We start from the raw sequence: 15,784 nt of genomic DNA on the forward strand, positions 1-15,784 counted from the left end.
GACAACCAAAGGCCCTCGCTCTGCGAATCGGACTGCAAAGATAACAACTTTTATAATAATGATCCAAATAAAAAGGAAATTATTTTTGTTATTCTGTAAGGCACGTCCTACGCCGTTGCAACATGTCAAAATTAAATGCTGTCCGTCTCTTGGAAAGCGGATGCAAAAGTAAGGCATTAGGAGATAAGAGACAAATATAAAAGGGGATTTTTTTGAAAATATTTTGAATAAAAACGTAAAGGGCTGAGGAAGAGGAAGGTTCTGATAATTGATTATGGAAAAGGGAAAGGTCGGGGAAGGAAAGGGACACATTATTATATTATATAGGGGAAATTTATAGGGGAGAGGGAAAAGGGGATTTGCCGAGAAAGGGAGAAGGAGAAGTGTTTGCGGGAGGAAATTGAGGAGAAAATAGGGAATTTAGCGGGAACTTGACGGAAATTAAACGGGGTTTAAGCAAAAAACTCGGTGGGACCTTGGCGGGAATTGAACGGGAATCAGACAGGAGTCAAACAAAAATTGAACGGAAGCCCGCGTTAACATTGTTAATGCGGTTGGGGAGAGATTTATTTCAGGGGCGGAAAGAACAAAGCTTTGGATTCGAAAAGACTTGTTATTTAAAAACAAAAGGCTTGATTTAACAGAGGGTTAAATCAAGTAATAGGAAGAGGAAAAACAAAAGGGGGAAAAGGATTGAGAATGAAGAAAATAGAGAAAAAAGGGGGGATTTTCTGGGAAAAGGGATAAGTTGCGGATGGAAAGGGATAGTTGCGATTAGGACAAGCATGGGGGCAGGGGATTTTTAAAAGCAAGGTTGGGAGTGAAAGCAAGAGGAGTACAATTACGAAAGACAGGAGAACAGCAAGACAGTCACAAGGACAGGAGGACAAAGAACTAAAGATCGGTTAATTAGTTACGAATCGATTACAAAAAAAGAAGCCATTGAAGAAAATCTATAAAAGAAATAACTCAAAAAGCATCAGACAAAAGCACAAAAGGGAAAAAAGAAAAAGCAAATAGCATAAAGCAAGTGAGTTTGTAATTTGAACTGTGTCAGCAACAAGAAGATATGAATTATTAGCTTTGCTAACACAGTTCAAATTACAGACTCCGATAATACTATCTTTCCCACCATGGGCAACCTTGTTGGTGAGTATGGTATAGAGTTCACCACGCGAAAGGGCAACTTTATCAATAAAGCGATATTCTTTTCAAAAAGCAGCTAATCCTGTGCATGGGTAAACTGATCCCAGTGAAGATAACCACTAATGATTGCAGTATTACTGCTTCGGAAGAACACCGTCAACGTTATACAAAATCCTCAATAACTTACAACTAACCGGATAATTATCAATATAACTCTTTTATAAAAAAGACGCAAAATAAATACTGTGCCATACGGAATCTCTTGTTGCAGGTTTCCCGTCCAGAATATTGCTCAGGAATAACATTCTTCTATTCAAAATAAATAACAACATCACTAGGACTTTCCTGCATATTGACAAGATCAAAATAAGCTAAAATACTTTCAAGAAGTAAAGGCGATAACTACTAGAACTGGAAATAGATGAACGGCTGAATCTCACTGCTCTTCATCTGGATGACCAGATAAATCATAGCCACCATTACAATAGCTTTACCTAAGAAAGGAAGCTTGATCACTCCACGGCAAACGGCATTTTCCCAACTATCCGGAGCAAAATGGAGCAGGAAACCAACTGCCATCAGTGCAAATACCCGCCAATACCCTTCTATCAGTTGTGGGAAAAGCTGTGGACGGAAAGCAGTAAAAATCTGATTCAGCATGTCCATCGAATTGTGAAAGTCAGCATTACGGAAGAAAATCCAACAAAAGCAGACAAAGTGGAAAGTAATGATAACACCCAATACCCGGCGAATACCGTGACTGGTCTCCCCCTTTTTACGCCCAATAATGGACATCCATGCTTTATGAAGAGCAAGTGCCACTCCGTGAAAAGTACCCCAAAGCACAAAATTCCATGAAGCCCCATGCCATAGTCCACCAAGGAACATGGTAATAATCAGATTGAGGTATTGACGGAACTTCCCGTGACGGTTACCTCCCAAAGAAATATAAAGATAGTCGCGTAACCAACTCGACAAAGAAATATGCCAACGTCTCCAGAACTCAGTGATCGACGCTGATTTATACGGAGAATTAAAGTTCAAATTGAAATGGAAACCAAGTAAAAGAGCAATGCCGATTGCCATATCACTATATCCTGAAAAATCACAATAAATCTGCAAAGCATAACCATAAAGCCCCATCAGGTTCTCGACTCCCGAATAGAGTGTCGGGTTATCAAAAATACGCTCAACAAAGTTAATACTTATGTAATCGGAGATAACCGCTTTCTTGAACAAACCTGCCACAATAAGAAAGATACCCCTGCCGAACATTTCCTGCGACACATAGAGCGGTTTACGAATTTGCGGAATAAAATCACGTGCCCGGACAATGGGCCCGGCCACCAACTGTGGAAAGAAAGAGACATAAAAGGCATAATCCAGCAGACTGGTCAAAGGTTTGATCTCTTTCCTATAGACATCAATGGTGTAGCTTAACGACTGGAATGTGAAAAAGGAGATGCCGACAGGCAAAAAGATGTCAAGTGCCGTAAACTCCCCTCCCATCAGCGAGGCAATGACCCCACCCAGAAAATTGGTATATTTAAAGTAGCAGAGTAATCCCAAATTGACCGATACACTGAGTACCACACAAAACTTACGTTTCCAGCGGACATCGGTTCGATCCATCAGCCAGGCTATCACAAAATCGGTAACAGTAACGATGGCCAACAGGAAAAAATAGGTTCCACTACTCTTGTAATAAAAATAATAGGAGAAAAGAGCAACAAACAGAATCCGTGCCGTATTGCAATGTTGCAACAGTGTATAGATTACCATAAACGCAGCGAACAGCCAAAGAAAAATTCCGCTGCTGAATATCATCGGCGCATCCGGATTATATTTGAAAGCCTCCAACAGGCGGCTGAAATCAATATCAATGGGAAACATATTCATTATAGGCTTTAATAATGGCTTCATATAATAATTCTCCCTGAAGCGTATAGCCTTCAGGCAGATAATGTACGTGATCCGGACGCATTAATTGGGCGTCTGACCAGTTCTTGCAGGCGCGCAGGCTTCCGCCCACAACATTATACATATCCCACACCACCAGTTTATGGCGGCGGGCAAAATCATGAATCGTGTTCACTGCCGTTACCGTTCGGGGATTAATAGCGTATGTGCGACGCCGACGACGTTGACGGAAACTTTCATAAGATCCCGGAGGCGTAGTCATCAGGATAGGAACATCAGGCAGACTGTCATGCAACAGTTCAAGCAATTCCTCCATCTGCCGGTAATGTACATTCGAATTGTATTTTCGGTTATGGCTTTCGTTCGTTCCAAACGAAAGTATTAATAGTTCGGGTTTCAGGGCTGCAATGGCTGCAATACGGTCGGGATGCGTAAAAGTCAGGCAAGTGGCTCCGTTCACCCCCATATCCGTATAGGAGATCGCTCCGAATGTTTCGGTCAGACGGGCACCGGTAGTACGAGGAAAAATATGCCCGCGAATGTGACTGTCACCAATATGAACAATGCGCACAGTATCTTCCGAACTCCCGTTTTGCACCAGCCGCAAATGTTCGAGCACCGGAGCCAGTATCCCAAGACTATCCACGACCTCATTCCTCCCTACACCTTTGAAAGCTACGGGAAAAACAATTTTTACCGAAACAGTATCCCCCAATGATCCCGGTTCACGCATCGGCTTACAAGCCTTCGTGCCTTTATCCACCTGCGGACAGGCTGGCAAAAGGTCCTGTGCCCGAACCGACCAAACACCGGAAAGCAAAAGGATCAACACCCCCAGCCATCTATTCAGCCTCATAGGCCTTTCTCCTTTCATACTGTTCTTTTCCATAAATCAATGTTTCGTATAGTAGTCCTGCCAAGTGACGTCCACCCCGGAAGTTGATGTGTGTATAATCATAATTAGCCAAAGAGGGCTTGGCATGCACCAGCTCGGCCATACTACCCTCTCCTCCCATAGCCTCGAACATGTTCCAAAAAGCAATACCACTCTCTGCCGCTATATTCTGCTGGTAGCGGATCAGATTCTTCACTCCGGGCATTGTTCGCAGTTCACCGGTATCAGTCTTATAGTCACGATCGCCCACACTCAACAAAAGAAAACCGGCCTGCGGAAAGCATTCTTTCAGGTGGTTAATGGCTGTGAGAAGTCCTTTCTTATAAGGGTCGTAGTTTCTTCCGCGTTCGGTTGCAACGTTCAGTCCATATTCCAGAATAATCAAATCATAAGGCCGCTGGGCATTAAACTCTTGCAGCATTTTGGATGGTATGCTGCGAAGGGAAAGTCCTGAACTACCACGCAAAGAGAAGTTGTCGACAACAACTCCTTGTGTGCCGTCCATTGCCACCCCATAGAACAAAGTGGAATCTGCCCGATTGATATCCCAGCGTACCGAACCGATACGACCATTCACTTTCATCTGCTGCAAACGACCAGTAGTAGAAAAGTCCCGCGCTTCAGCTTCCCCACGGTTGACACATACAGAAAGATTGACCTCGCCCTTATTATAGAAAAAGATGGATGCTATCTGGCAGGTATCGAGTAAAGAAGCATATTTATTTTGTCCGCGAAGTTCAACGTAAGCTCTTTCACGGGGAACAAAATAGTGCCCGGAAATACCTTGTTTCTTTTTATCAAAGTAAACACTGTCGGTCACTGCATGACTAGACCATCCGCCAAAAGAATGACGTACCGTCGGACGATAGCCGCTGGTCATCGAAGTTATGGTGACAAAGCCTACACCACATCCGCCGAAACGCTTCTGCAACATCTCGCGCAGATCGGCTGTGAAAATATCCGCCTCAATAAAGGAATCACCGAACACAGCTATACGGACCAAGCGACCTTTGGACTGAATTTCGTCCAGCGCACGATAAAAAGGAGTCATCCCTCGCATCGTCGAGTCACTATAATCTTCGATACAAGTCATTCCGCTGCGGCACGTATCTACAAATGCAGGTTTCACAACCGGGACCGGCGGCAGACTGTCTGCCACTACTTCATCTTTATCAGGTTCAGGCATACGGACATCACTCAGCAAATCGACACGCCTCATCGTATGTCCGTCGATCGTTATAGCAGGCAGCCAGTGCATTCCAATTAATGCGAACAGGACGATCAATGTCAGCCATAACGAATATTTCAAATAATTTTTCATGCACGCTCTTAATTTAATAAGAAGTTGCAAAGATAGATAAAACCCATAAAAAGAGAGGAGAATCTGCATGAAATTCACGCAGATTCTCCTCTGATGTTATCTGTGTAGGCAAAGGATTAAATGCTTCGCTCCACGTTAGTGACAAAAGCCCGCAGACCGAGCTGTTCTGTCTGCATGTCCATCCGATGCAACGCATCCAGCAACGGGTCCACCTTCTTGTCATCCACCACCGTTATGATGGCCGAACACATACTAGGCCAGGCGTGGCTGCCGAAATGCGGATCACCGGTCTTCGAACCACGTCCCTGCACACGCTCCAAATAGGTGAAGCCCCGACAACCCAAACGGTCCAGCAAAGCAATGATACGTTCGTAGTAAGCCTGATCGAATGTGATTAATACTGATTTCATATCTTGATTTCTTCTTTATTATTTCTTAATCATTTCATCTTTATGCTCTTCAAAGTAAGCCTCCAGCTCACGTTTCCGTCTCAATACCTTACGCTGATGCTTGATACCTGTACCGGCAAAGACGCAGTACAAAGTAGGAATCAGGACCAAAGTCAGAATAGTGGAAACAGTCAGACCACCGATTACGGCAATCGCCATCGGGCTCCACATCTCCGAACCCTGTCCACCGCCAATTGCCATCGGGATCATACCGAGAACTGTAGTAGCAGTGGTCATCAATACCGGACGAAGACGGCTCTTACCTGCTGTTACGACAGAGTTGAGCACAGCCAGTCCACGTTCGCGGCAAAGAGTGATGTAGTCGATAAGTACAATACCATTCTTTACAACGATACCGATCAACATGATGGCTCCCAAGAGGCTCATTACACTCAGCGTGCTCTTTGTAAAGAAAAGCGCCATCAACACTCCACTGAAGGCAAACGGCAGTGAGAACATGATGATGAATGGATAAGTCAATGATTCGAACTGCGCTGCCATCACAATAAACACCAGTACCACAATAAGAATAGCCAGCGTACCCAGGTCGCGGAACGAATCTTGCTGGTCTTCGTACGAACCGGCTACCTGAATCGTTACGTCCGACGGAATATCCATCTTATCGATGATAGCATTACCCGCATTCACTACATTACCCAACGCTTCGCCCGAGATAACAGCCGAAACGGTCACAATGCGTTCGCGGTCTTTACGTTCGATAGTAGGAGGAGCAAAGCGCTCGACAACTTTACCCAACTCTTTCACACGTACGGCTTCGCCACGACTGTTATAAATAAGAATGTTCTCGATACTTTCAATACTGGTACGATACTCCGGTGCATAACGCACTTTGATATCGTATTCGTCTCCATCCTCACGATACTTGGAGGCAATGGCACCATTGATACGGTTGCGCAGATAGTTACCTGCAGTTGCCAGGTTCAGTCCGTGCAAAGCCAGCTTCTCACGATCGAAGTCTACCTGATACTCCGGCTGATAATCACTACGGCTGATGTTTACTTCCGATACACCTTTCACATTCAGCAGTTCACGTTTCAAACGTGCAGCTACACTGTCGGTTTCTTCCATACTATAACCATATACCTCGAAGTCGGCACTTGCCTGAGCAGACATACCCGTGTTGCTACCACCCAGGATCACCTGTGCTTTGCTGAACTCCGGATATTTCTTCAGGTCCTCACGCATCTCGTCGCAGACTTGTTCAAGGCTGATGTCACGATCTCCCGGATCGACCAGACTGATATTGAACGAAATGATGTGGGAACCATTGTCCTGCATAGAGGCCCAGGTATTGTCTGAGTCGGCCTGACCTACGGTATAGTTACATACGGTCATTACACCTTTGTATTTATTGAGCCACTGGTTAGTCAGTTTCTCTGAGACCTCCTGTGCCAGCTCCTTGCGTGTTCCGATAGGCAACTCCAACTGAACCGCGATACGGGCATTATCCTGTGCCGGGAAGAACTCGGTTCCGATACTCTTGGCACAGAACAAGCTGACCACAAAGAACACGATACAACCGAAGATGACAATCGGACGATGGCGAACCGCCCAATTCAACATACGGGCATAGCCTGTATCCAAAGCATCCAAACCTTTCTCAATAGGACCGAAAAGAAGTTTGAAAGTCCTAGACTGTTTCTTCTGCAAACGTAACAATTGCGAACAGAGCATCGGTGTCAGTGACAAAGCAGCTACTGTAGAAATGAACATGATGGCACACATCATCCAACCCAACTGCTTAAACATCACCCCCGACATACCGCTTACCATTGTCAGTGGGAAGAACACTGCAATCATGGTCAGTGTAGAGGCAATTACGGAAATAGCCACCTCATTCGTTCCGTGCACGGCAGCCTGTTTCGGATCGGAACCGCGCTCGATATGGGTAGTCACATTTTCGAGTACCACAATCGCATCGTCCACCACCATACCGATGGCAATAGAGAGAGATGAAAGCGAGATAATATTAATTGTATTTCCGGTGACTGCCAGGTAAATAAACGAGGCGATCAATGAAAGCGGAATAGTAATACAAATAATCAATGTGGCACGCCAGCGTCCCAAGAAGAGGAACACCACGATAACTACAAACAAAAGGGCGTACAGTACGGTTTCGGCCAAACTGTCGATGGTGTTGAGAATGTTGTCGGATGTATCGACAATCACTCCGAGCTTCACGTCGCTCGGCAAATTCTTCTGCAACTTCGGTAAAGCCTCGGCCACTTTCTTTGAAATATCCACAGAGTTGGCACCCGACTGTTTCTGCACCACAATCATGGCTCCTTTTACCCCATTATTATATGTTTCCTGAGCACGCTCCTCCACGGTATCGACCACGCGGGCCACATCGCGCAGATAGACATTCGCTCCATTGTAGCTACCCACCACAACATCTTCCAATTGTCGCGAATCGTCAAACTCTCCTTCGACACGCAACGAATAGGTCTCATTACCGATATCGAAGTTACCGCCCGGAATATTCTTATTCTCGGCTCCGATAATCGAACTGATTGTTTCGATAGTCAGATTATAGGCTTCCAGTTTGCCGGGGTCGCAATATACCTGGATCTCACGCTGGGGAGCACCACTGATGGATACCGTACCCACACCGGGAATTCGTGCTAACGGGTTCACAACGCGATCGTCCAGGATTTTATAAAGTGCCGACTGACTTTCATTGGCCTGTACCGACAGCAACACAATCGGAATCATGTCGGTGCTAAACTTAAAGATGATGGGATTCTCCACATCATCCGGAAGCTGCGAGCTGACCATATCCAGCTTGTCACGCACATCATTAGTCAGTACGTCGATATCATTACCGTATTCAAACTCCAATGTAATCAGAGACATATTTTCAGACGAACGGGAGGTGATATGCTTCAGGTTACTGACAGCATTCAGCGTATTCTCCAACGGACGAGTCACGTTGTTCTCTATATCCGAAGCACTGGCTCCGGGATAGGCGGTCATTACCATAATCGTATTTGTATCGATGTCCGGATACAAGTCGATAGGTAATTTTGACAAAGAGAAGAGACCAAAAATCACCACTGCAAGGAAGCAGAGGGAGGTCATAATCGGTTTTTTTACCGCTCCTTCGTATAAACTCATTTTTGCTAATTATTAAAATGTGGATAATGCGCCGTATGTCATCGGATTGTATAGCTTTCAACTTATAAAGCTGTACACAACATACGGTTACATTGATTCATTATTTTTCTACCTCTACCTCAGTGCCGTTGATCAATCGGGTCTGACCGGCAATGACTACCTGAGAATTATTGGGTACACCGGATTTCAATTCATACTCGGTACCCATGCGACGTCCCAGTTCCACTTTGTTGTATGTCACTTTTCCATCCTTGTATACATACACATAACGGTCGCCGGCACCAGCTTGCTTCACAATAGCCAAATCGGGAACAACGACGTTCTCTTCCGTACCAAAATTCAGGCTGGCACGGGCAAACATTCCCGGACGTACTTTCTGATTCTGGTTAGGCAATTGAATCTCCACCTGGAATGTACGGGTAGACGGATCGATCGTCGGATAAATCAAGCTGATCTTGCCTTCGAAAGCCTCATCACCGTAGACATCGAGCTTCACATTCACGGGAGCACCTTTCTTCACCTTGGTGAAGTAAACCTCGGATACATTGATCAAAAGTTTGACCGGAGTAATCTTTTCAACGGTCAGCACCGGATTACCACCGCTATACATATCGCCGCTATCGTAATTGCGGGCAGTTACCACCCCACTGATAGGACTCAGCAGAGAAGTATTTTCCAACAAGTTCTGATAAGCAGTTTTCTTCACGTCATAGGCCATCTTTGCAGCATCCCATTCCGATTTTGAAGCACCACCTACCTTATACAGTTCATCGATACGATTGAATTCCACTTCCTGATTGTCCAGTTGCAGCTTAGTCTGTTTCAAGTTGGCAGCATCCATCTGCACTAGTTTCTGGCCTTTGGACACATGATCGCCCACTTCCACAAAGATTTTATCAATACGCACCGGTGATGACGGAGCAATGTTATTCTTCACTTCAGCTTCTACGGTTGCCGTGTATTCCTGTATCTGTTCTACCGGGCGTGCTGTCACATCGGCCAATTTCACTTTCGGCTTTTCCTCTGTTTTTTCAGCAGCACTTTTGTCTTTTCCTCCAGTGCACGAGCCCAATAGCACAACGGCGAGCAGGGCTACTAATTGGAAACATCTTTTCATATTCAAATTTTAATTGTTGTGTGTTTAGTTACTCTGTTACTTCTTCTCTTCCCAATACCTGATCGAGATCAGCCTTAGCAACCAAATAGTCGTAGATAGACTGGTTGTAAGTCAACTGGGCCTGTGTCAGCGCCACTTCCGAATCGTTCAATTCAAGGATAGTCCCTTTACCTACTTCATAACGTTTTTGGGCTATCAAACGTCCTTTTTCCGCCTGTACGATTCCTTCTTTGTTGCTGACTACCTGCTCGGTACTTGCAGCCATATTATCCAGATAACTGGTGGCTTGCATGGTGAGTTGGCGATATACGTTGGTGCGGTTCTCGGCCAGTTGCTGCATCTGGATCTTAGTTTGCTTTACCTTCGTAAAGTTACTTGCCTTAAACAAAGGGATACTCAGACTCAGACCGACAGTAGAATATGGGAACCACTTGTAATGCGACATCTTGAAGTCATTATTCAGCGATGTATACGAATAGTTGAACGATGCAGCCAATGTCGGCATGAAATTGGTTCGCTGCACAGCCAGTGTTTTCTTCAACAAGTCGGCATTTAAGTCTAACTGCTTCAAATCGCTGTTGTTATTCAGATTCAACTGGTTGCTTTCCATCTGACGACGGAACATCACCATTTCATAGTCCTTCAGATTACCATCGGCAGCAATTTCCACCTCCGTATCCATACCCATCAGTACCTGCAACTGCAAGCGGGCAAGATTCACTCCGTTACCGGCAGATACTACCGAGGGTTTCAGGCTACGCACCTGTACGTCGGCGCGTATCTTATCATACTCGCTAACCGTTCCCTGCTCATATTTGGCTTTCACCACTTCATAGTTGGCTTCTGCCTGCGCATAACTCTGCAGGAGCACTTTGTAGCTGTCCTGGGCCAACAACAACTGATAATATGCCTTGGTCACCTGATTCACCAAGTCGAGTTTCGACGAGCGTGCTTTTTCAACAGCCAGTTCCACATCTGTCTTGGTCAGATTGATACTCTTGTAAAGCGTCGGAGCAAATACAGGGAGACTCACATTGAGTCCTCCGTTATACGAGTTGTCCGAACCTACCTGGATGGTCTGCGATTCTCCGCCAAAGTCCATCACCATTGTCTGTTTTTTTAGTGTCCGCGAGTAAGAACCCGTCAATGAAACCTCCGGAAATAGTCCGCCGTATGCCTCCTTCTTAGCCTCTTTTTTCAGCTGAATCTCTTGGCCGGCCACTTTCATTGTGGGGTTTTCGCTCAATGCAATTTCCAGTGCTTTGTCAAGCGTCAGTAGCACGATGTCCTTTGCCTCCTGTGCCTGTACATAACCCACCGAGAGCAGTACAACCACCGCCAAAAGCATCTTTTTGCTTAAGAAACATTTCATTTTGTTCATACAATAATTTTAGTTGTTTATCTTCTTTGGGAATCTCTTTATTCCCTGTCTTAGTGTATCCTTTGTTTTCTATATTCCGTTATAAAATCTTCCAATACCTTTGCCCCTTTCTCTGTCGAGATTCCCCGGATGTAGGTAAACATAATCGCTTCGTAAACCTCAAGGAAGGAGTATTTGTTGCAAATATCCGTATTCATCAATAAGTCGAGCTGTTCGTGAACCAGCAGGTTGACAATGGCAAAATTGACATCATCCCTGAATATGCCCTGCTTAATGCCCATCTTAAAAAATTCGATCGTACTGTCCGAGTCCCGCTCCCGATAGTTCTTCAGCAGACTGTGTACTTTCGGATACTTCTTTATATCTTCAAAAAAACGCTTGTTAGTCCGATGGAATGTCTCAATGCTCCGCTGATAACACACAAGAATGACTTCAAGAACATTCTTTGAGTTGGCCAAGGTCTCTGCCAGAAAAGCATTCATCTCTTCCTGACGTTTTAAAATACACTGGGTCAGCAAGCTCTCTTTATCCTGAAACACTTCGTAAAGTGTACGTTTTGATATACCCAAGGACGCGGCTATGTCGTCCATCGTTATACTCTTGATACCATGTGTAGTAAAAGCCTCCGAAGCTGTCTCAATAATTCTGTCTTTCAATTCTACTCTTTGTGAGTTCTCTTTCGCATTCTCAATCATTAACCCGTTCTTTTGTTGTTAGACTATCGATTATCAGCGTTTTCGTCCAATAAAAACGAAAAACTGAACAAAGATAAGCAGAAAACTCGACGAGTTAATTCAGTTTCCTGATTTAAGCACACATATTTGATAAATATTATAACTTCCGAAACAAATATCAAAACAAGTGTTAACAGAGAATGAGGATACAAAGATAGGGCGAGGAAATACCCTTATAAAGGTATTCCCGCCCATCGGAAGAGAAAAATCGATAAACAGCGGATATACTTCGATGAATGAAGAAGTGAGAGGAATGACAAAGAAGACTCTACTAATACTCGGATCTGGTCCGATTGAGAAAAGCTACCGTTTTATGAATTTCTTTGTACATCACGATATCATCCTTTACAAACGGAACCTCTTTACGATATGCAGCCAGATAGCGCTCAAGGATGGGAGAAGTTTTTGCCGGACGACGAAACTCAATTCCCTGCGCAGCATTCATCAACTCGATGGCAAGGATGTGCTCCAGATTATCCATGATCCGGAAAAGTTTGGTAGCGGCATTGGCTCCCATGCTAACATGATCTTCCTGACCGTTGGAAGAGACTATTGAATCACTCGAGGCCGCATAGCAGTACATCTTATTCTGGCTGACCATAGAGGCAGCAGCGTACTGAGGAATCATAAAACCGGAATTAAGTCCCGGATTGGCGACCAAAAATTCTGGAAGACCACGCAACCCCATAATTAACTGGGCTACACGCCGCTCGGAAATGTTGCCCAGTTCGGCCATTGCGATGGCAAGAAAATCGAAAGAGAGGGCCAGCGGTTGTCCGTGAAAGTTGCCGCCGGATATGATCTGATCTTCATCCGGGAAAATGGTCGGATTGTCCGTCACTGAATTTATCTCAGTCAACAAAACAGAAGAGACGTACCGGATGGCATCTTTCGTTGCCCCATGCACCTGAGGAATACAACGAAAAGAGTAAGGGTCCTGTACATGTTCTTTGGTACGGGCTATCAGCTCACTTCCATGCAGCAGGCGACGGAATATCTCTCCCGTCTCAATCTGACCGGGATGGGGACGGATCTGCTGAATACACTCCATAAAAGGATCGATGCGCCCATCGAACGCTTCAAGTGAAAGGGCAGCAATCATATCTGCCTTCTTTGAAAGCCTCCGGGCTTTGAGCAATGCAAAAACTCCGTTGGCACTCATGAACTGGGTACCATTCAGCAAAGCAAGTCCCTCCTTACTCATCAATCTCACAGGCTCCCAACCAAACTCGTCGAGCACACTGATGGCTTCCCGCTTTTTACCTTTATAATAAACATCGCCAACTCCAATCAAAGGCAAAAAGAGGTTGGCCAACGGCGCCAGATCACCCGAAGCCCCCAAGGATCCGCGATCGTAGACAATAGGCATTACGTCGTTATTGAAAAAGTCGAGAATGCGCTGTACGGTGATGACCTGTACCCCGCTGTGACCCAGGGAAAGAGCATGGGCTTTAAGCAACAGCATCAGCTTGATAATGACCGGGCGTAACTCCTCACCCACACTGCACGCATGGCTTTTCACAAGATTCTCTTGCAAGGTGTTGAGTTCATCGGACGATATGTTTTTACTGCACAACGAACCGAAACCGGTAGTGATGCCATACAGCGGCTCGGTGGAAGCCGCAATTTTCCGGTCGAGATAATCACGGCATTTCCGGATGCGCTGTTCGGCTTCGGGAGCCAGTTCAAGTTTCAGGTTTTCGTTAATGATGCGTTCGATGATACTGAAAGTCAGTTCACCGGAGCCTACATAATAAACATTGTTCATTGGTTCAGTTCTTGGTTGACAACTTCAAGTAATTCTTTCTCACGCATGCATGCCAATTGTTCCAAATGGTCGGCTTCCCGCTTCAGCTCGTCAACAAAGGTTTTATCCTTGAGCGAACCCAGATTGATGCGGACGTTCAGCAAAGCGCCCAATACTGCCGAACGGGCAGCCATCATGGCTACACATGCGTCCGTAATGGCATTCTGATTGCCTAAACGCGCTACATCAGCTATGATCTCCATCAGCTCACAGGCATTGCGCGCCACCTGCATCGGAACGAGGGCCGCAAAACGAGTGGCCTCCTGGATAGCAGCACTACGAGCGGCCTTTTCTTCATCTGTAGATTTGGGTAACTTGAAACAACCGAAAACATGGTCGTATGCCTCGGAATCACGGTCAATGTATTCAACAAAAAGCTCCTGCTGCCGGATGCTCAGACGGGAAATATGCTTCATCAACTCTTCATGTTCTTCGTATCCTTTCTTCCCGATGGTAAGTCCGGCCACCATTGCAGTCAGCGCCGAGGCCACCGCACCGTTAAGAGCAGCCACACTGCCGCCTCCGGGTACAGGATCACTACCGGCTACTTTATCTAAAAATTCTTTTACGGTCAATTCTGCTAACATAATTCTTCAAGTATTATCGGGTTTATATCTCAATTCAGACAGACGGATAAAGCATTCCGCCTTTGATAGTCGTATTTACACAATTCATCCCGACATAATAGGGAAGAATATGGTAATTATCGGAGTCGAGCACTACGAAGTCGCCTTTTTTACCCACTTCGATACTGCCGATAGAGTCGGCACGGTTGAGTGCAGCCGCCCCATTCAGGGTAAGGGCCGTAATTGCTTCTTCTACAGTGAGCTGCATGTGAATGCAGGCTAAGGCAAACGTCAGTGGAATGGAACCGGAGAAACAACTGCCCGGATTCAGGTCGGTAGCCAGGGCTACGGCACATCCGGCATCAATCATGTCGCGTCCCCGTGCATAAGGCTCCTTCAAGGCAAACGCTGTGAGCGGGAGGAGTGTGGCAACCACTCCCTTACGCGCCATGGCTTCGATACCGGCATCGGAAGCATGAAGCAGATGGTCGGCAGATACAGCTCCCAATTCGGCAGCCAGTTCGGCACCTCCCAAAGGGACAATCTCGTCGGCATGAAGTTTTGGTAAGAAACCATAATCTCCGGCAGCTGTAAGCAAACGACGTGACTGTTCGATGGAGAAAACGCCTTCTTCGCAGAACACATCACAAAATTCAGCCAGTGAATCCCGCTGAATCACCGGAAGTAACTCACGGATCAGGAAGTCAATATAATCATCAGGACGCTCTTTATATTCGTCAGGCAACGCATGTGCACCCAGGAAAGTAGGCACAATATCCACCCGTACACCCTCATCTTTATTCAGGCTGCGCATCACCTTGAGTTGCAACAATTCCGTTTCGCGGTTCAGACCGTATCCGCTCTTGCCTTCGACGGTCGTAATTCCCATGGCTGTCATCTTCTTGAGGAGTCCTTCTGCCTTAGAGCGCAAATGAATGAAAGAGAGTTCACGGGTAGCCTGTACTGTACTGGCTATACCGCCGCCACGCTGCATGATAGACATATAACTCTCCCCTTTGAGGCGCCACGAAAATTCTTCGGCCCGCTCTCCCCCAAATACGAAATGGGTATGTGAATCGACAAAACCCGGCAAGAGACACTTCCCACGAGCATTGTAATGCCAGAAGTGATGATAATATCCATCACGCACTTCACCCCGGTTGGGACCGACATAGGTAATGATCCCATCTACAACTTCGACTGTCGCTTTCTCCAAAATTCGCAGTTCCGCCATCTCTTTCCCTTTCCGAGCCGAAAAGCCGAGCGGAGTCACTACTTTGGCATTGAATATAATTAAGTTCTCACTCATG

11 protein-coding genes are annotated in these 15,784 nt (G+C 45.8%); all 11 read right to left on the minus strand.

Annotated features, from left to right (window positions below):
• Positions 1–1,551 precede the first annotated feature (1,551 nt).
• On the minus strand, positions 1,552–3,039 hold the full coding sequence (locus BSHG_RS02080) for an MBOAT family O-acyltransferase (RefSeq protein ID WP_008661359.1): 1,488 nt from the start codon (positions 3,037–3,039) through the stop codon (positions 1,552–1,554).
• A complete protein-coding gene (locus tag BSHG_RS02075; RefSeq protein WP_005791610.1) occupies positions 3,026–3,922 on the minus strand; it encodes an SGNH/GDSL hydrolase family protein in 897 nt (298 codons plus the stop codon). Before BSHG_RS02075 ends, BSHG_RS02080 begins: the two co-directional genes overlap by 14 nt.
• Positions 3,909–5,282, minus strand: a complete 1,374-nt coding sequence (locus BSHG_RS02070; protein ID WP_005791608.1) for an SGNH/GDSL hydrolase family protein — start codon at positions 5,280–5,282, stop codon at positions 3,909–3,911. Before BSHG_RS02070 ends, BSHG_RS02075 begins: the two co-directional genes overlap by 14 nt.
• A gap of 116 nt (positions 5,283–5,398) precedes the next feature.
• Complete coding sequence (locus BSHG_RS02065; RefSeq protein WP_005791607.1) at positions 5,399–5,692, minus strand: PG0541 family transporter-associated protein; 294 nt, start codon at positions 5,690–5,692, stop codon at positions 5,399–5,401.
• An 18-nt stretch (positions 5,693–5,710) separates the two neighbouring features.
• Positions 5,711–8,869, minus strand: a complete 3,159-nt coding sequence (locus BSHG_RS02060; RefSeq protein WP_005791604.1) for an efflux RND transporter permease subunit — start codon at positions 8,867–8,869, stop codon at positions 5,711–5,713.
• Between the two features lie 100 nt (positions 8,870–8,969).
• Entirely contained in the window at positions 8,970–9,986 is a 1,017-nt protein-coding gene (locus BSHG_RS02055) for an efflux RND transporter periplasmic adaptor subunit (RefSeq protein WP_005797650.1), read from the minus strand.
• Positions 9,987–10,014: 28 nt separating this feature from the next.
• The gene (locus tag BSHG_RS02050; RefSeq protein WP_005791600.1) at positions 10,015–11,367 is read right to left on the minus strand and encodes a TolC family protein; all 1,353 of its coding nucleotides are present in this window, start codon (positions 11,365–11,367) and stop codon (positions 10,015–10,017) included.
• Between the two features lie 50 nt (positions 11,368–11,417).
• Complete coding sequence (locus BSHG_RS02045; protein WP_008661364.1) at positions 11,418–12,062, minus strand: TetR/AcrR family transcriptional regulator; 645 nt, start codon at positions 12,060–12,062, stop codon at positions 11,418–11,420.
• Between the two features lie 310 nt (positions 12,063–12,372).
• Positions 12,373–13,869 carry a histidine ammonia-lyase gene (gene hutH / locus BSHG_RS02040; protein ID WP_005797649.1) on the minus strand — a complete coding sequence of 499 codons (1,497 nt, stop codon included), beginning with the start codon at positions 13,867–13,869 and terminating at the stop codon, positions 12,373–12,375.
• Positions 13,866–14,495, minus strand: a complete 630-nt coding sequence (locus BSHG_RS02035) for a cyclodeaminase/cyclohydrolase family protein (RefSeq protein ID WP_005791594.1) — start codon at positions 14,493–14,495, stop codon at positions 13,866–13,868. Before BSHG_RS02035 ends, hutH begins: the two co-directional genes overlap by 4 nt.
• Positions 14,496–14,529: 34 nt before the next feature.
• Positions 14,530–15,783 carry an imidazolonepropionase gene (hutI, locus tag BSHG_RS02030; protein WP_008661367.1) on the minus strand — a complete coding sequence of 418 codons (1,254 nt, stop codon included), beginning with the start codon at positions 15,781–15,783 and terminating at the stop codon, positions 14,530–14,532.
• Position 15,784 lies beyond the last annotated feature (1 nt).

Origin of the sequence: Bacteroides sp. 3_2_5, assembly GCF_000159855.2 — a bacterium.
In the GTDB taxonomy this organism is placed as follows: domain Bacteria; phylum Bacteroidota; class Bacteroidia; order Bacteroidales; family Bacteroidaceae; genus Bacteroides; species Bacteroides fragilis.

Coding starts and splice junctions, on each gene's coding strand:
- BSHG_RS02080 (WP_008661359.1), bottom strand. CDS start 3,039: ATGTTTCCCATTGATATTGATTTCAGCCGCCTGTTGGAGGCTTTCAAA.
- BSHG_RS02075 (WP_005791610.1), bottom strand. CDS start 3,922: ATGAGGCTGAATAGATGGCTGGGGGTGTTGATCCTTTTGCTTTCCGGT.
- BSHG_RS02070 (WP_005791608.1), bottom strand. CDS start 5,282: ATGAAAAATTATTTGAAATATTCGTTATGGCTGACATTGATCGTCCTG.
- BSHG_RS02065 (WP_005791607.1), bottom strand. CDS start 5,692: ATGAAATCAGTATTAATCACATTCGATCAGGCTTACTACGAACGTATC.
- BSHG_RS02060 (WP_005791604.1), bottom strand. CDS start 8,869: ATGAGTTTATACGAAGGAGCGGTAAAAAAACCGATTATGACCTCCCTC.
- BSHG_RS02055 (WP_005797650.1), bottom strand. CDS start 9,986: ATGAAAAGATGTTTCCAATTAGTAGCCCTGCTCGCCGTTGTGCTATTG.
- BSHG_RS02050 (WP_005791600.1), bottom strand. CDS start 11,367: ATGAACAAAATGAAATGTTTCTTAAGCAAAAAGATGCTTTTGGCGGTG.
- BSHG_RS02045 (WP_008661364.1), bottom strand. CDS start 12,062: ATGATTGAGAATGCGAAAGAGAACTCACAAAGAGTAGAATTGAAAGAC.
- hutH (WP_005797649.1), bottom strand. CDS start 13,869: ATGAACAATGTTTATTATGTAGGCTCCGGTGAACTGACTTTCAGTATC.
- BSHG_RS02035 (WP_005791594.1), bottom strand. CDS start 14,495: ATGTTAGCAGAATTGACCGTAAAAGAATTTTTAGATAAAGTAGCCGGT.
- hutI (WP_008661367.1), bottom strand. CDS start 15,783: ATGAGTGAGAACTTAATTATATTCAATGCCAAAGTAGTGACTCCGCTC.